Annotated in this window: 15 protein-coding genes and 1 pseudogene; 10 read left to right on the plus strand and 6 right to left on the minus strand. The window is 73.1% G+C overall.

The annotated features are described in order from the left end of the window. Nucleotides 1-137: pseudogene (locus ABT137_RS28015) on the minus strand (esterase); the annotation flags it as partial. 294 nt (nt 138-431) lie between these two features. On the opposite strand from ABT137_RS28015, the gene ABT137_RS28020 reads away from it, so the two are divergent. The 5 genes from ABT137_RS28020 (at nt 432) to ABT137_RS28040 (ending at nt 5,989) form a co-directional block, all read left to right on the plus strand. Beyond that, nucleotides 432-2,303 (plus strand): amidohydrolase, encoded by a 1,872-nt coding sequence (locus ABT137_RS28020; protein WP_351713901.1) that lies wholly within the window; start codon nt 432-434, stop codon nt 2,301-2,303. Nucleotides 2,304-2,406: 103 nt separating this feature from the next. Continuing rightward, nucleotides 2,407-3,069, plus strand: coding sequence for a hydrolase (locus ABT137_RS28025; protein ID WP_351713640.1), 663 nt, complete (start codon nt 2,407-2,409; stop codon nt 3,067-3,069). 49 nt (nt 3,070-3,118) lie between these two features. Further along, nucleotides 3,119-3,661 carry a DoxX family protein gene (locus ABT137_RS28030; protein WP_351713642.1) on the plus strand — a complete coding sequence of 181 codons (543 nt, stop codon included), beginning with the start codon at nt 3,119-3,121 and terminating at the stop codon, nt 3,659-3,661. Further along, nucleotides 3,642-4,382 carry a YoaK family protein gene (locus ABT137_RS28035; protein WP_351713644.1) on the plus strand — a complete coding sequence of 247 codons (741 nt, stop codon included), beginning with the start codon at nt 3,642-3,644 and terminating at the stop codon, nt 4,380-4,382. Before ABT137_RS28030 ends, ABT137_RS28035 begins: the two co-directional genes overlap by 20 nt. Beyond that, nucleotides 4,379-5,989: an MFS transporter gene (locus ABT137_RS28040; protein WP_351713646.1), complete on the plus strand. Its 1,611-nt coding sequence runs from the start codon at nt 4,379-4,381 to the stop codon at nt 5,987-5,989. Before ABT137_RS28035 ends, ABT137_RS28040 begins: the two co-directional genes overlap by 4 nt. A 3-nt stretch (nt 5,990-5,992) precedes the next feature. On the opposite strand, the gene ABT137_RS28045 is transcribed toward ABT137_RS28040, so the two are convergent. After that, on the minus strand, nt 5,993-7,735 hold the full coding sequence (locus tag ABT137_RS28045) for a pyruvate dehydrogenase (RefSeq protein ID WP_351713648.1): 1,743 nt from the start codon (nt 7,733-7,735) through the stop codon (nt 5,993-5,995). A gap of 116 nt (nt 7,736-7,851) precedes the next feature. Continuing rightward, on the minus strand, nt 7,852-8,196 hold the full coding sequence (locus tag ABT137_RS28050; RefSeq protein ID WP_351713650.1) for a GNAT family N-acetyltransferase: 345 nt from the start codon (nt 8,194-8,196) through the stop codon (nt 7,852-7,854). Between the two features lie 176 nt (nt 8,197-8,372). On the opposite strand from ABT137_RS28050, the gene ABT137_RS28055 reads away from it, so the two are divergent. Continuing rightward, nucleotides 8,373-9,599: an MFS transporter gene (locus ABT137_RS28055; protein WP_351713903.1), complete on the plus strand. Its 1,227-nt coding sequence runs from the start codon at nt 8,373-8,375 to the stop codon at nt 9,597-9,599. Here ABT137_RS28055 and ABT137_RS28060 read toward each other — a convergent pair. Beyond that, nucleotides 9,591-10,952: a dihydrolipoyl dehydrogenase family protein gene (locus ABT137_RS28060; protein ID WP_351713652.1), complete on the minus strand. Its 1,362-nt coding sequence runs from the start codon at nt 10,950-10,952 to the stop codon at nt 9,591-9,593. The two genes, ABT137_RS28055 and ABT137_RS28060, sit on opposite strands and share 9 nt — an antisense overlap. Nucleotides 10,953-11,163: 211 nt before the next feature. Here ABT137_RS28060 and ABT137_RS28065 point away from each other — a divergent pair, with 211 nt between their 5' ends. Further along, nucleotides 11,164-11,751: a Dps family protein gene (locus ABT137_RS28065; RefSeq protein WP_351713654.1), complete on the plus strand. Its 588-nt coding sequence runs from the start codon at nt 11,164-11,166 to the stop codon at nt 11,749-11,751. A gap of 88 nt (nt 11,752-11,839) precedes the next feature. Continuing rightward, nucleotides 11,840-12,709 (plus strand): LysR family transcriptional regulator, encoded by an 870-nt coding sequence (locus ABT137_RS28070; protein WP_351713656.1) that lies wholly within the window; start codon nt 11,840-11,842, stop codon nt 12,707-12,709. A gap of 21 nt (nt 12,710-12,730) precedes the next feature. On the opposite strand, the gene ABT137_RS28075 is transcribed toward ABT137_RS28070, so the two are convergent. Together ABT137_RS28075 and ABT137_RS28080 are read right to left on the minus strand one after the other, a co-directional pair. After that, on the minus strand, nt 12,731-13,378 hold the full coding sequence (locus ABT137_RS28075; RefSeq protein ID WP_089104230.1) for an FMN reductase: 648 nt from the start codon (nt 13,376-13,378) through the stop codon (nt 12,731-12,733). Beyond that, nucleotides 13,375-14,463 carry an LLM class flavin-dependent oxidoreductase gene (locus ABT137_RS28080; protein ID WP_351713658.1) on the minus strand — a complete coding sequence of 363 codons (1,089 nt, stop codon included), beginning with the start codon at nt 14,461-14,463 and terminating at the stop codon, nt 13,375-13,377. The genes ABT137_RS28075 and ABT137_RS28080 overlap by 4 nt, the downstream gene beginning before the upstream one ends. Nucleotides 14,464-14,669: 206 nt before the next feature. Here ABT137_RS28080 and ABT137_RS28085 point away from each other — a divergent pair, with 206 nt between their 5' ends. Further along, complete coding sequence (locus tag ABT137_RS28085; protein ID WP_351713660.1) at nt 14,670-15,641, plus strand: SMP-30/gluconolactonase/LRE family protein; 972 nt, start codon at nt 14,670-14,672, stop codon at nt 15,639-15,641. 18 nt (nt 15,642-15,659) lie between these two features. After that, nucleotides 15,660-16,157 carry a MaoC family dehydratase gene (locus ABT137_RS28090; protein WP_351713662.1) on the plus strand — a complete coding sequence of 166 codons (498 nt, stop codon included), beginning with the start codon at nt 15,660-15,662 and terminating at the stop codon, nt 16,155-16,157. Nucleotides 16,158-16,198 lie beyond the last annotated feature (41 nt).

Genomic DNA, 16,198 nt, shown 5'->3' on the forward strand with positions numbered 1-16,198 from the left:
GACTGGACCTCGTCGACGGCCTTGCGGCCCTCGGCGGGGGCGAGGTCGAAGAGGTAGGGCGGGTTGGCGGTGGCCTCGACGAAGGCCTGCGCGGCGGGCTCAAGGACCGGCGTGACGGGCGTGAAGGCTTCGGACATGTGAGTCTCCTGGGATTGCGTGGGGCACACCGGGCGATCCGGCGCCGCCGCGGTTCACCGTAGGAGCGGTGTCCGCCGGGCAGTTGCCCCCGAGCGCACGCCCACCGGCCCCGCAGCGCACGCGCGGACCGGTGCGCTGCGGGGCAGGTGCGAGTGCGCGCACGGGACACACCGCGGCCGGGAGCGGATCTAGCGTGACGGCTCGACGGCCGCGGTTCGCCTCCGATTCGACGGCGAACTGACAGGCCGACACCGCAATTCCATCCCGGAAGGGGTCCCGAAAGCGTGTCCTCAATGCCGGTCGGCGGTCTGGTTCCCCAGGCCGTCGACGATCCCGCAGAGCTCGTCGTCCGCAACGCGAAAATCCACACCGGAGACCCGAACCGCCCGCATGCGGGGGCGATCGCCGTCCGGGACGGTGTGGTCACGGTCGTCGGCGACGACAAGGACGTGGCCCCGCACATCGGCCCGGCCACCAAGGTCGTGGACGCGCTCGGGCGACGGGTGATCCCCGGCCTCAACGACGCCCACCTGCACGTGATCCGCGGCGGGCTCAACTACGTGCTGGAGCTGCGCTGGGACGGCGTGCCCACACTGCGCCAGGGCCTCGCGATGCTCCGCGAGCAGGCCGCCCGGACCCCGAAGGGCCAGTGGGTGCGAGTGGTGGGCGGCTGGTCGGCGGAACAGTTCGCCGAACGGCGGCTGCCGACCGTCGCCGAGCTGAACGCGGCCGCCCCGGACACCCCGGTGTTCGTCCTGCACCTGTACCAGTCGGCCGTCCTCAACCGGGCGGCGCTGAAGGCCGCCGGATTCGACAAGGACACCCCCGACCCGCGAGGCGGCCAGATCGTGCGTGGCCGGGACGGGGAGCCGACGGGCATGCTGCTGGCCGCGCCCAGCGCCCTCATCCTCTACTCGACGCTGGCCAAGGCGCCGGTGCTGGACGAGGCGCACCGCAAGACCTCGACCCGTCATTTCCTGCGAGAGCTGAACCGGTTCGGACTGACGTCGGCGATCGACGCGGCCGGCGGCTTCCAGAACTTCCCCGAGAACTACAGCACCGTCGTCGAGCTGGCCGCGGCCGGTGAGCTGTCGCTGCGCATCGCCTACCACCTCTTCCCGCAGACCGCGGGCCAGGAAGTGGCCGACCTCACCCGCTGGATCGAGATGGCGGACTACGGCGACGGCGACGAGTGGCTGCGCCTCAACGGCGCGGGCGAGAACCTCACCTGGGCGGCCGCCGACTTCGAGAACTTCAACCAGCCGCGTCCCGAACACGACGACTATGAGCCGGAGTTCGAGAAGGCGGTGCGTCTTCTCATGGAGAACGGCTGGGGGTTCCGGCTGCACGCCACGTACGACGAGACGATCCGCCGGGATCTCGCGGTGTTCGAGAAGCTGGCCGCCGAGGGTCTCTTCCCGGCCGGGAACCGGTGGTTGTTCGACCACGCGGAGACCGTGTCGGCGGAGAGCCTCGACCGCGTGGCCGCGCTCGGCGGTGCGATGTCCGTGCAGAACCGGCTGTCCTTCCAGGGCGAGGCCTTCCTGCGCCGCTACGGCCCCGGTGCCGCGGCCGACGCCCCGCCGCTCCGGGAGATGCTGGACCGCGGGCTGACCGTGGCCGCCGGCACCGACGCCACCCGGGTCTCCACCTACAACCCGTGGGTCGCCCTGCACTGGCTGATCAGCGGCCGCAACGTCGGCGACCTCGTGCTCCGCCCCCCGTCCAACCGGGTCGACCGGCAGGCCGCCCTGCGCATGTTCACCCGGGCCGGCGCCGAGCTGACGGGCGAGCAGGGGGTCAAGGGCGTCCTGCGCCCGGGGTTCTACGCGGACCTCGCGATCCTCTCCGACGACTACTTCACCGTGCCCGAACCGGAGATCGCCCACATCGAGTCGCTGCTCACGGTCACCGGCGGCCGGATCGTCTACGCCGCAGGCGAGTACGAGGGCCTCGACGAGGAGCTGCCGGCCATCACCCCCGACTGGAGCCCGGTGGCGCACTTCGGTGGCTACCAGGCGGCCCCGCGCGGCCTGACGGGCGTACGCCAGGCGGAGGCGCTGGGCGAGGCCGTCGCCGAGTCCGAACTGCACCGGGCGTGGCGGGTCCGCCGCGGCCTGATCCCGGACGGCGCCGCCACGCCGTCCGACCCCTGCTTCCTCTGAGACTCCCGGACTTCTGGACTCCCGGAAGGAGGACGGCACGTGAACCTCCTCCTTCCGGGTCCCATCCCACCCTTGTTCTGTTCACTGAGAAAGGTTCTTCGTCATGGTCGACATCTCCCAGGTGACCGCCACCCCCGGCCCCGACCTCCTCACCCCCGACAACTGCGCCGTGCTGTTCGTGGACCACCAGCCGCAGATGTTCTTCGGCACCGGCAGCGGCGACCGCACCGCGATCGTCAACTCCACCTTGGGCCTGGCCAAGGCCGCCAAGGCGTTCGGCGTACCGGTCGTGCTCAGCACGGTCGCCGCCGAGTCGTTCTCCGGCCCGATCATGCCGCAGCTCGCGGACGTCTTCCCGGGCCAGAAGATCATCGACCGCACCACGATGAACGCCTGGGAGGACGAGGCGTTCGTCGAGGCCGTCAAGGCGACCGGCCGCAAGAAGCTCGTCATAGCCGGTCTGTGGACCGAGGTGTGCGTGGTCCTGCCGGTGCTCTCCGCGATCGCCCAGGGGTACGAGGTGTACGTGGTCGCCGACGCGTCCGGCGGTGTCACCCCGCAGGCTCACGAGCACGCCGTGCGGCGCATGGTCCAGGGCGGCGCCGCGCCGGTCACCTGGGTCCAGGTGCTCCTGGAGCTCCAGCGCGACTGGGCCCGCACGGAGACCTACGAGGCGGTCACGAACGTGGTCAAGGAGCACGGCGGCGCCTACGGCCTCGGCCTGGTCTACGCCCAGACCATGATCGGCGCCCACGCGGCCGGCTGACCGGACGTCTCTTACCAAGTCGGGTACAGGCAGGAACAGGCAGGAAGACATGGATGCTGGACTGCTGGTCCTCCGGCTGCTGGCGGGGCTCCTCATCGCCGGCCACGGAGTGCAGAAGGTGAGCTTCCACCTCGGAGGCAAGGGCTTGGCGGGCGGAACGGAGGAGTTCCGGCACGACGGTTTCCGCGGCGGCCGGCTGACCGCGGTCGTCGCGGGCGGCAGCCAGATCGGCGCCGGCCTGTTCCTGGCCGCCGGGCTGCTCACCCCGCTGGCCGCGATGGCCGCGATGGGCGTGATGACGGTCGCCGGGACGGTCAAGTGGCCCAAGGGCCTGTGGGTGCAGAACGACGGGTACGAGTATCCGCTGGTCCTCGTCGTCGTCTCGGTGGCCCTGTCCCTCACCGGGCCGGGCCGGTGGTCCGTCGACCACGCGCTGGGCCTCACCCCGTGGCCGCTGTGGCTCGTCCTCGCGGCGATCGTGCTCGGCCCCACGAGCGGGCTGCTCACCCGCGCGGTGCTGCACCGCACCGCCACCGCGCCCTCCGCACCGTCCGCACCGGAAGGAGCCCCTCGTGCGCAGGCTGCTGACTGACGCGCTCCACACACTGGTACCGCCCAAGGACGACCGGCACGGCCCGCTGCCTCCCCTGCTGCTGACGCTGACGGTGGTCACCGGGCTGGTGGACGCGGTGAGTTATCTGTCCCTCGGGCATGTCTTCGTCGCCAACATGACGGGCAACGTGGTGTTCCTCGGCTTCGCGCTGGCGGGCGCACCGAACCTGTCGGCGCTCGCCTCCGTCGTCGCCCTGGCCGCGTTCCTGGCCGGGGCGCTGGCCGGCGGGCGGCTGGGCACCCGGTTCGCCGCGCACCGCGGACATCTGCTGAAGACGGCGACGGCCGTGCAGACCGTGCTGGTCGCCGTCACGGTGGCGGCCGCCGCGGTCGGCGACGGCCGGGTCGGCACCGGGGTGCAGTACACGCTGATCGTGTTCCTCGGGCTCGCCATGGGCCTGCAGAACGCGGTCGCCCGGCGCCTCGGCGTCCCCGACATGACCACGACCGTGCTGACGTTGACGCTGACGGGCCTGGCCGCGGACTCCGGTCCGGCGGGCGGTGCCGCACCCCGGCCCGGCCGCCGGATCCTGTCCGTCCTCGCCATGCTGCTCGGCGCGTTCGCCGGAACCGGACTCCTCCTCCACGGCCATCTGGTGCTCACCCTGGGCCTGGCCCTGCTGCTCCTGTTCGCCACCTCCCTGGCGACGCACCGCCTGGCCGGCGGCGACCCCGCCTGGACCCGGCCGGGAGCGGCATGAGCGACACCGCCGCCGACTCCCCGTGGGCGCCCCTCGCGGCCCGTGTCTTCCGGGCGCTGTGGATCGCCCAGCTGGTCTCCAACGTCGGCAGCTGGATGCAGACGGTCGGCGCCCAGTGGCTGCTGGTCGGGGACAGCGCCGCGCTGGTGACGCTGGTGCAGACCGCGTCCAGCCTGCCCGTCGTCCTCCTCGCGCTGCCTTCCGGGGTGATCGCCGACCGGTTCGACCGGCGGGCGGTGCTGGTGACCGCGCAGTTCGCGATGCTCGCGGTGTCCGGGGCACTGGCCGTGCTCGCGTTCCTGGACGCCCTGTCGCCGACGGCCCTGCTGCTCCTGACCTTCCTGCTGGGCTGCGGCACCGCGCTGATGGGCCCGGCCTGGCAGGCGATCCAGCCGGAGCTGGTGGACCGGGAGCGGCTCGGTCAGGCGGCGGCGCTGGGCGCGGTGAACATGAACCTGGCCCGTGCCGTCGGCCCGGCGCTCGGTGGGGCGGTGGTCGCGGCGGCGGGCGCGGGCTGGGTCTTCGCCTTCAACGCGGCGTCCTATCTGGGCATCGCGGCCGTCCTGCTGCTGTGGCGGCGCCCCGCCGCGGCCGCCGTCCCGCCCGCCGGGAACGAAGGGCTGCTGGCCGCCCTGTACGCCGGCCGCCGCTACGTCTGGAACGCGCCCGGCGTCCGCCGGATCCTGCTGCGCACGCTCCTGTTCATCCCCGGCGGCGCCGCCCTGTGGGCCCTGCTGCCGCTGATCGCGAGCCGCTCCCTCGGCCTCGGCTCGGGCGGCTACGGACTGCTCCTCGGGGCGGTGGGCATCGGCGCGGTCGGCGGCGCCTTCCTCCTCCCCCGTGCCCGTCGCCTGCTCGGCGCCAACGGCACCCTCGCGGCCGGCGCCCTGGTGTTCGCCGCGGTGCTCGCGGTCCTGGCCACGGTCCATGTGCCGTGGCTGGTCGCGCTCGCCCTGCTGCCCGCGGGCCTGGCCTGGATCGCCGTCCTGTCCACGCTGAACGCGGCCGTGCAGACCCGGCTCCCCGGCTGGGTCAGGGCCCGCGGCCTCGGCGTCTACCTCCTGGTCTTCCAGGGTGGTCAGGCGCTGGCCGCGCCGCTGTGGGGTGCGGTCGCCGACGGGCTCGGGCTGAGCGCCTGTCTGCTGATCGCCGGCGGCGCCATGCTGCTGAGCGCGGCCAGCGTACGGCGCTGGCCGCTGCGGGACGCCGAGGGCATCAACCCCGCGCCGTCCGACCACTGGCCGGCGCCTCCCCTGGTGTTCGAACCCGGGGAGGCCGACGGCCCGGTCCTGGTCTCCGTCGTCTACCGCGTCCCGGCTGACCGGCAGGCCGAGTTCACGGACCGGATGCGCCGGGTGGCCCGCTCCCGGCGCCGTACCGGAGCCCTGTCCTGGGGCCTCTACCAGGACGGCCACGACCCCGAGCGCTTCGTCGAGAACTACCTGGTGTCCTCCTGGGCGGAGCACCAGGCCCAGCACCACGTCCGGCTGACGGCCACCGACCGCCGGTTCGAGGAGGAGGCCCGCGCGCTGCTCACCCCGGGCAGCGCGCCCGAGGTGACGCACGCCTTCGACACGACGGCGGGACCGGCGATACGGCGGCCCTGAGACTCAAGGGCGCGGAATGTTGCGGAGGTTGGCCCGCGCCAGGTGGACCATGCGGCCGACTCCGCCGCTGAGCACCGTCCGGCTCGCGGAGAGCGCGAAGCCGCTGACCTGCTCGGCGGTGATCTTCGGCGGGACGGCGAGGGCGGCGGGGTCGGTGACGACGTCGACCAGCGCCGGTCCGTCATGGGCGAAGGCCTCGCGGAGCGCGCCGCGCACGTCGGCGGGCTTCTCGACCCGGATGCCCCGTGCTCCGGCCGCGGTGGCGATGGCCGCGTAGTCGGTGTGCGGGTAGGACGTGGCGTGCGGGGGCAGGCCGTCGACCATCATCTCCAGGTCGACCATGCCGAGCGAGGAGTTGTTGAAGACGACGACCTTCACCGGCAGGCCGTACTGGACGAGGGTGAGGAAGTCGCCCATCAGCATGGAGAAGCCGCCGTCCCCGGAGAGCGAGACGATCTGCCGGCCGCGGTCCAGGAACTGGGCGCCGATCGCCTGCGGCAGTGCGTTGGCCATCGAGCCGTGCACGAACGAGCCGAGGATGCGGCGGCGGCCGTTCGGCGTCAGGTAACGCGCCGCCCACACGCAGCACATGCCGGTGTCCACGGTGAACACGGCGTCGTAGGCGGCCTCTTCGTCGAGGACCGCGGCCACGTACTCGGGGTGGATCGGGGTCTGCTTCTCGACGCTGCGCGTATACGCGTTCACGGCGCCTTCGAGGGCGTGCGCGTGCTGCTCCAGCATGCGGTCGAGGAAGCGGCGCGACGCCTTCTCCCGCACCGCAGGGGTCAGGCAGCGCAGGGTCTCGCCCACGTCGCCCCAGACGGCGAGGTCGAGCTGGGTGCGGCGGCCGAGGCGCTCGGGCTGGACGTCGACCTGGACCGTGCGGACATGCCGGGGCAGGAACTCGGTGTACGGGAAGTCCGTGCCGAGGAGGATCAGCAGGTCGGCCTCGTGCATCGCCTCGTAGGCGGCGCCGTAGCCGAGCAGTCCGCTCATGCCGACGTCGTACGGGTTGTCGTACTGGATGTGCTCCTTGCCGCGCAGCGCGTGCCCGACCGGGGCCTTGACCTTCTCGGCGAAGGCCATCACCTCGGCGTGGGCGCCGGCGACGCCCCGGCCGCAGAAGACCATGACGCGTTCGGCGGCGTCCACGAGGTCGGTGAGCCGGGCGAGTTCGCGGTCGCCCGGGCGGATGGCGGGCAGGTCCAGGGACAGGGTGAGTTCGGGGGCCGCGTCCGGGGTGTGCTCGGCGGCGGTGTCGCCGGAGAGGGCCACGACCGAGACGCCGCGGCGGCCGACGGCGTGCTGGATCGCCGTCTGGACCACGCGCGGCATCTGGTGCGGTGAGGAGATCAGCTCCGAGTAGTGGCTGCACTCGGCGAACAGCCGGTCGGGGTGGGTCTCCTGGAAGTAGCCGGTGCCGATCTGGCCGCTGGGTATCTGGGCGGCGAGGGCCAGCACCGGCGCCATCGAGCGGTGGGCGTCGTACAGGCCGTTGATCAGGTGCAGGTTGCCGGGGCCGCAGGAGCCCGCGCAGGCGGCGAGGCGGCCGGTGAGCTGGGCCTCGGCGCCGGCCGCGAACGCCGCGACCTCCTCGTGGCGGACCTGGACCCACTCCACCGCGTCATGCCGTCTGACCGCGTCGACGACGGGGTTCAGGCTGTCCCCGACCACCCCGTAGATGCGGCGCACGCCCGCGCGCGCCATGAGGTCGACGTACTGTTCCGCGATGGTCTGCCTGGCCATGCCGCTCCTTCGCCTCCGGTGGCACGGCGGGGGACGCCGCGCCGCCGGTCACGGTAACGGCCCGGGGCGAACCGGAGTTGACCATCAGCGCACCGGATCACCTCCGGCAGCGCATGTCACGCCCGGTCGAGCTCGCCGCGCAGCCAGTGCAGTACGTCGGGGGTCACCGGGTCGGCGAGGTCGGCGAACTCCTCGTGCCTCTGGAGGAACTTGGCCACGTACTTGCACACGGGTACGACGCGTTTCCCGCCGGCGCGGACGTCGGTGAGCGCCTCCTCGACCAGCCGGCCGGCCAGGCCCTGTCCGGCGAAGGCGTCGTCGACCTCGGTGTGGTAGAAGACCCGCTGGTCACCGTGGTCGCGGTAGGCGGTGAGGCCGGCGCGTTCGCCGTCGACCAGGATCTCGTAGCGGTGGTGGGCGTCGTCGTGTACGACGACCGGGGCGGCCTGGGGCTGACTCATCGGGTTCCTTTCGGTGGGGTGTGACGATACCGGTGGGGCAGGCACGGCGACGGCGATCTCCCGCCGAGATGACTGACATCCCGAACCATCGCCGTGCGGTGGGAAGCATGTCGGGCGGCGGAGCGCTGGTGAAGGACAAGAGCAACGCCTCCTGTGAGGAAGGTCCCGTGTCCCAGATGTCGTCGTCCGAAATACGCTCCCCGCGCCGGGAGGCCGCCGCCGAGGCCGCCCACGGGGTGCCCGGCTGGCTGATCGCGCTGTTCGCCGTCGCCTCCGGCATGACGGTCGCGAACCTGTACTACGCCCAGCCCCTGCTGTCCGAGCTGCGCGGTGTCTTCCACATCGGCGAGGCGACCGCGGGCCTGCTGATCACACTCACCCAGGTCGGCTACGTGATCGGCATGATCTTCCTGGTGCCGCTCGGCGACCGGCTGGAGAAGCGGAGCCTGATCACCGCGCTCCTGACGGTCACCACGCTCGCCCTGGTGGCGGCCGGTCTGGCGACCGGGTTCCCGATGCTGCTGATCGCCTCGCTGATCAGCGGGGCCACCTCCGTCGTGGCGCAGATCCTCGTCCCGTTCGCCGCGAGCCTGGCGCCCGACCACGCCCGGGGCCGGGTGGTGGGCCGGGTGATGAGCGGCCTGCTCACCGGCATCCTGCTGTCCCGCACGCTCAGCAGCCTGGTCTCCAGCGTGGCCGGCTGGCGGGTCGTCTACCTCGGCTCCGCCGTCCTGATGGCGCTGCTGGGCGTGGCCCTGCGGCTGGCCCTCCCCCAGCACGCGCCGACCACGTCCGTGCCGTACCGCAAGGTGCTGCGCTCCACGGCGGCGCTGGTGCGCACGCACCCCGCGCTGGTGCGCCGGGGCCTCTACCAGGCGGCGATGTTCGGTGCCTTCAGCGCCTTCTGGACCACCGTCTCGTACGTGCTGACCGGACCGCACTTCCACTACTCCGCCATCGGGGTCGGGGTGTTCGCCCTGGTCGGCGCCGCCGGTGCGGCCGTCGCCCCGTTCGCCGGGCACTGGGCCGACCGCGGGCTGACCCGCCGGATGACCGGTGTCGCGTTCGGCCTCGCCGCGGTGGCCTTCGCGATAGCCGGGTTCGGTCAGCACAGCGTCGTCCTGATCGGGCTCGCGGCCGTCGCCCTCGACATGGCCGTGCAGACCAGTCTGATCCTCGGCCAGCACACCGTCTACCAACTCGATCCCCTCGCCCGGGCCCGCCTGAACAGCGCCTTCATCGCGATCTTCTTCATCGGCGGCGCCCTCGGCTCCCAGCTCGGCTCGATCGCCTACCGGTCCGGCGGCTGGAGCGCGGTCAGCCTCTTCGGGGCCGCCCTGCCGGTGCTGGGGCTGCTGTACTGGCTCACCGAGCGCCGGACCGGCGCGCAGCACTCAGCGTAGGGCGCCGAGGGCCGCTTCCATCGCACGGTGGAAGGTCGGGTACGTGTAGATCATGTGGCGCAGCCGCTCGACCGGGACCTCGGCGTGGACGGCGACGTTCAGCCCGTACAGCAGCTCGCCGCCGGCCGGTCCCGCCGAGGTCGCGCCGACCAGGACACCCCGGTCGGCGTCCTCGACCAGCTTGAGGAAACCCTCGCCTCCCGGCCCGTGGATCCAGCCACGGGTCGAGGAGGCGTTCGGCAGTACGGCGGTCCGCACCCGCAGCCCCCGGTCGCGGGCCTGCCGCTCAGTCAGCCCGACCGCCGCGATCTCGGGGTCGGTGAAGGTGACCCGGGGCAGTGCCCGGTAGTCGGCGTCGGGGCCGGGCCTGCCGAGGATGTCCTGGACGGCGATCTGCGCCTGGTACATGGACACGTGGGTGAAGGCGCCCCGGCCGGTGATGTCGCCGACCGCCCAGAGACCGTCCGCCGCCCGCAGCTGTCCGTCGGTGGGGACGGCGCGGGCGGTGGGGTCGAGCCCGGCCGCCTCGACGCCCAGCCCGGCGAGGTCGCTGTACCGTCCGGTAGCCACGAGCAGCCGCTCGGCCCGGCGCGGCTCGGCCTCGCCGTCGAGCCACACGGTGAACCCGGCACCGTCATGGGCGACTTGGCCGGCCCGCGCCCCGGTCAGGACGGTCACCCCGTCGGCGCGCAGGGCCTCGACCGCGAGTTCTCCGGCCTCGGGTTCCTCCTGGGCCAGCAGCCGCTCCTGCCCCTCGACCACGGTGACCCGGCAGCTGAACCGGGCGAAGACCTGGGCGACCTCGGCGCCGATGGCACCGCCGCCGAGCACCAGCATCGACGCCGGGAGCTCCTTGGCGGACATGGCGTCGCGGTTGGTCCAGTAGGGCGTGCCCGCGAGACCCGGCACGGGGGGTATGCGGGGGCGGCTGCCGGTGGCCAGGACGACACCCCGGCGGGCCTCGAACACCCGTCCGTCGACGGTCACCCGGCGCGGTCCGGTGAGACGGCCCCGGCCGCGGACCAGGCGGCCGCCCTTGGCCGCCAGCCGGTCGGCCGCGACCCGGTCGTTCCAGTCGTCGGTGGCCTCGGTGCGAATGCGCCCGGCGACCGGGCTCCAGTCCGCGGTCACCTCCGCCCGTCCGGCCAGACCGGGGACCCGGCGGGCCTCGGCCAGCGCGTTCCCGGCCCGGATCATCATCTTGCTGGGGACGCACCCCCAGTACGGGCACTCGCCGCCGACCAGCTCCGCCTCGACGCCGACCACGTCGAGCCCCGCCTCGGCGAGCGTGCCCGCCAGGTACTCCCCGCCCGGCCCGAGGCCGACGACGACCACGTCCACCTGCTCGTTCATACGCCCCTCGCTCCCTACGACTGCCGGTCACCGACGGTAGGGCGCCGCGGCGGCCGGCCCGCGTCCGTGCGTGCACCGCGGCCGGTCCCAGAGCGAACCGGGTGCGCTCAGAGGCCTCGGTCCGGGCGCTCCCGGGCAACGCCTCCCCCGCCGCCGCGCCTAGCGTCACTCGCCTACCCAGCCGCATCGGACATCCGCCAGGAGGCGCACCATGACCACCAGCTCCGAGCCCGGAAAGGCCCTGCAGCACAGCCAGCCGTGGCTGCACCAGAAGGGCGAGGTCATCCAGGAGTTCGGGACCGTCAAGCAGTTCCCCCTCGGCCTCTCGTACGAGACGCGCATGTACTCCTGCCAGCGTCTGAACCGGGTCCTGGCGGACACGCAGATCCTGTACGGCCTCTACAAGAAGCACCACTGGCTGCTGCGCGGCGCGACCTTCTACCAGCTGCACCTGCTGCTGGACAAGCACGCGGACGACCAGCTGACCCTCGTCGACACGCTCGCCGAGCGGGTCCAGACCCTGGGCGGGGTCGCGGTGGGCGACCCGCGGCACGTCGCCGAGATCACCTCGATCCCGCGTCCGCCGGACGGCGTCGAGGAGGTCCCGGCGATGCTCTCGCGGCTTCTGGAGGCCCACGAGACGATCCTGGTCGACGCGCACGACGCGGCCGCCCGGGCCGCCGGGACGGGCGACGACGGCACCAACGACCTGCTGGTCTCGCAGGTGATCCGCACCGGAGAGCTGCAGGCCTGGTTCCTGGCGGAGCACCTGGTCGACACTCCCCTGGTCCGCGCCTGAGAGAGCCCGGGAGCAGCGGATGCCTGCCTAGGATGCGGCGGAGATCCCCGCCGTACCGAGGCGGGCGCCGTGCCACCGGGAGCAGATCATGGACCTGCGGCAGATGGAAGTCGTGGTCGCCGTGGCGGACGCGGGCGGGTTCACGGCGGCCGCGCGGCGGCTGCACGTGGTCCAGTCCGCCGTCTCCGGCACGGTCCGCGCCCTGGAGCGCGAGCTGGGCACTCCGCTGTTCACCCGGACCACGCACCGGGTCGGGCTCACCCCGGCCGGTGAGGCGTTCGTCCCGGCGGCCCGGCAGGCGCTGCGCGCCGCCGAGCTGGCCCGCGAGGCGGTCGACGCGGCGAAGGGCGAGCTGCGCGGCCGGGTGACGGTCGGCACCATGCAGGGGGTCTGGGCGAACCTGCACCGCGCGCTGGCCGCGCTGCGGGCGGAACATCCGCGGGTGGTGGTCCAGTTGCGGCAGGCGGCGGTCATCGACATCCGGCAGGCGCTGCGCGAGGGCACGGTGGACCTGGCGGTGGTGGCGCTGGACCGCCAGCAGCAGCGCGGTCTGGTGACCAGGCTGCTGGCCCGCGAGGAGATGGTCCTGGTGGCCTCACCCCGCCGGAGCCTCGCCACGAACGGTGCCGAGGGCACGGTCGACCTGGCCGAGATCGCCGAGCTGCCGCAGGTGGAGTTCACCCCCGGCTGGGCGATCCGGGACGCGGCCGACCGCGCGTTCCGGGCGGCCGGCGTCGAACGCGCCACGACCTTCGAGGTCAACGACATCGTGGCCGCGTCCGAACTGGTCCGGGCCGACCTCGGCGTCTGCATCATGCCGCCGACCATCGCCCACCGCTTCCCGGACCTGACGACCTACCGGATCGCCCGGCACGCGCCGAGCTGGAAGGTGATGGTGGTACGGCCGCCGGGGGAGCCCCCGGCGGCCGTCGCGGCGCTGCTGCGCCACATCACGTGAATCGTGCTCTCCTCAGTCGAATCAGTCGAACCGCAGGTCGGACAGCTGCCGTTCGAGGGCGCCGATCTCGTCCCCGGGCTCCGGATCGGCCGGCCGGGCGGCCATCAGGGCGCCCAGTTCGCCGCCCGCCCGGCGGATGCGCGCGGGCAGCCCCTCGGCGTACGCGTCGCCGCCGGTCCCCCAGTCCTCGGACGCCGCGTACACGCCGGTCGGTACGACGACGGCGCGCAGGTGGGCGAAGAGCGGCCGCAGCCCGTGCTCCAGGACCAGGGAGTGCCGGGCCGTCCCGCCCGTCGCGGCGACCAGGACCGGCCTGCCGGTGAGGGCACCGGGGTCGATCAGGTCGAAGAACGACTTGAACAACCCGCTGTAGGACGCGCTGAACACGGGGGTCACGGCGATCAGGCCGTCGGCGCCCGTCACCGCGTCGATGGCGGCGGCCAGCGGGGGCGGCGGGAAGCCGGTGACGAGGTGGTTGGCGATGGCGACGGCCAGTTCGCGCAGTTCGACGACGCGGCTCTCCACCTCGTAGCCCCGCGGCCCGAGTTCGCCGTGGACGGCCTCGGCGAGCCGGTCCGCGAGCAGGCGGGTGCCGGACGGGGTGCTCAGGCCCGCCGAGACGGCGACGAGCTTCACCGGGCGGCCTCCGGCCGGGGCGGTGGCACTCATGCGGCGGCCTCCTGTCGGGCGGCGGCGACCAGGGAGGTGTGGGTCGGTGCCGCGGGCACGTCCGCCGGCCGCCCGGCCGCGAACTCCTTGCGCAGGACGGGTACGACCTCCTCGCCCAGGATGTCGAGCTGCTCCAGGACGGTCTTCAGCGGCAGCCCGGCGTGGTCCATCAGGAACAGCTGCCGCTGGTAGTCGCCGACCGACTCGCGGAAGGACAGCGTCCGTTCGACGACCTGCTGGGGGGAGCCCACGGTCAGCGGGGTCTGCTCGGTGAAGTCCTCCAGGGACGGCCCGTGCCCGTAGACCGGCGCGTTGTCGAAGTACGGCCGGAACTCGCGCACCGCGTCCTGCGAGTTCTTCCGCATGAACACCTGGCCGCCGAGCCCGACGATCGCCTCCTCGGGCCGGCCGTGGCCGTGGAAGGCGTACCGCCGCCGGTACAGCTGGACCATGCGCCGGGTGTGGTCGGCCGGCCAGAAGATGTTGTTGTGGAAGAAGCCGTCGCCGTAGAAGGCGGCCTGCTCGGCTATCTCGGGCGAGCGGATCGACCCGTGCCAGACGAACGGCGGTACGCCGTCCAGCGGGCGGGGGGTGGCGGTGAACCCCTGGAGCGGGGTGCGGAACGTCCCCTCCCAGTCGACGACGTCCTCGCGCCACAGGCGACGCAGCAGGGCGTAGTTCTCCTTGGCGAGGTCGAGGCCCCGCCGGATGTCCTGCCCGAACCACGGGTAGACGGGGCCGGTGTTGCCGCGGCCCAGCATCAGGTCGACCCGGCCGTCGGCCAGGTGCTGGAGCATCGCGTAGTCCTCGGCGATCTTCACCGGGTCGTTGGTGGTGATCAGCGTCGTGGCGGTGGACAGGATCAGCTTCTCGGTGCGGGCGGCGATGTGGCCGAGCATCGTGGTCGGGGAGGACGGCACGAACGGCGGGTTGTGGTGCTCGCCGGTCGCGAAGACGTCCAGGCCGACCTCCTCCGCCTTGAGCGCGATGGCGACCATCGCCTTGATGCGTTCGTGCTCCGAGGGAGTACGTCCCGTGGTCGGGTCGGTCGTCACGTCACCGACCGTGAAGATGCCGAATTGCATGGGTTTATCGTCTTCCGGTTCCGGCGAGTTGCGTCGCGCATGCGTGGGATGCGCCGAACGCTAGCCGTCGCCCTCCCGGCCGCCATGACCGTGCGCGCACCGCGACGGACCCTCCAGTGCCCTGCCGCCGGGCTCTGGCGCTCTGCGGCAGGGCGACGTGCGCGACGAGGCATGTCACCGGGCCGTGGGTGCCTACGGTCGAGGCCATGCAGCTTCGCAGAGTTCTTGCCGCCGCCGTGGTGGGCACCACGGCACTCGCCACCACGATCACGAGCGCGGACGCGGCCCTCGCGGCCCAGCCGCCGCTCACGCCGACGTCCTTCGTCGCGCACCTCGACCTCGCCGCGGGACAGCAGCCCGAGAACCTCACCCTGCTTCCGGGCGGTGCCGCCGCGGTCACCTTCGCCTTCTCCCGCCAGGTCGCGGTGATCGAGCGGACCGGCACGGTCCGCGTCCTCGCGACGCTTCCCGCGCCGCCCGAGGACGCCCGGACCCCGGTGCTCGGGTCACCGTTCCTCGGCGGCATCGTCCAAGGTCCCGATCGCTCGCTCTACTTCCTCTACGCCACCGGCACCGCCGGCCTCACCGGCGTCTGGCGGCTGCGTCCCGGCGGCAGCCCGGAGCGCATCGCGGCGCTGCCCGCCGACGCGCTGCCCAACGGCCTGGCCCTCGACGGGCCGACCGGGCAGCTGTACGCCGCCGACTCGGTGCTCGGCAGGATCTGGCGGATACCCGCGACCGGCGGGGCCCCCGAAGTGTGGGCGACCGGTGCCGCCCTCGCCCCGGCCGGCTTCCTGGGGGCCAACGGCGTGAAGGTGCACGACGGAGCCGTGTGGGTGAGCAACCTCGACCACGGGACCCTGCTGCGCATCCCGGTCCGCCACGACGGCACCCCGGGCACGGTCCACACCGCCGCGACGGGCCTGACCGGCGTCGACGACTTCGCGTTCACGGGCCACGGCGACCAGCTCCTCGCGGCACTCAACGCCGGCAGCGAGGTGGCCCTGGTGTCCGGGCACGGCGGCCATTCCGTCGTCCTCGACCACACCGATGGGCTAGAGAATCCCACCTCCGTCGCCGTCCGGGGAAACACGGTGTACGTCGCCGACGCCGCCTATGTCACGCGGCAGGACCCCAACCTCCTCACCGCCCGCCTCCGCTGCCCGTCGTCCCACTGACCCGATCGAGGACATCCCATGAGCTCCCCCCAGACGCCTTCCGGCGAGGCCGCCTTCGACCCCGAGCAGTTCCTCGTCGTCCCCGCCCGGACCTTCGACGACCTGGAGGTCGGCGAGGTGTTCCGCGCCCCCAGCCGGACCCTGACCGACGCGCACGCGGCGGCGTTCCAGACCGTGTCCGCCGACAACCACCCGGTCCACTACGACGCCGAGTGGGCCCGCCGGCACGGGCACAGCGCCCCCGTGGTGCACGGCCTCCAGGTCCTGGCCTTCACCGCACCGGGCGCGACCCTGTTCCCGCACGTCATCGGTGAGGTCTTCGTCAGGTTCTCGGAGCTGTCCTGCACCTTCACCGGCGAGGTGCACTCGGGCGACACCCTGTACCCCGCGCTGACCATCACCGCCCTCGAACCCGCCGAGGACGGCACCGGGGTCGTCACCACCGCGGCCACCGTGCACAACCAGCGGGGCGAACTCGTCCTGTCCGGGCAGCACAAGTACCTGCTGCGCCGCTAGGCGGGGTCCGGGAGACGGCGAGGGCGCGGGGACGGAAACCG

The sequence above is a fragment of the Streptomyces sp. NPDC001980 genome (genome assembly GCF_040296885.1).
Classification (GTDB): domain Bacteria; phylum Actinomycetota; class Actinomycetes; order Streptomycetales; family Streptomycetaceae; genus Streptomyces.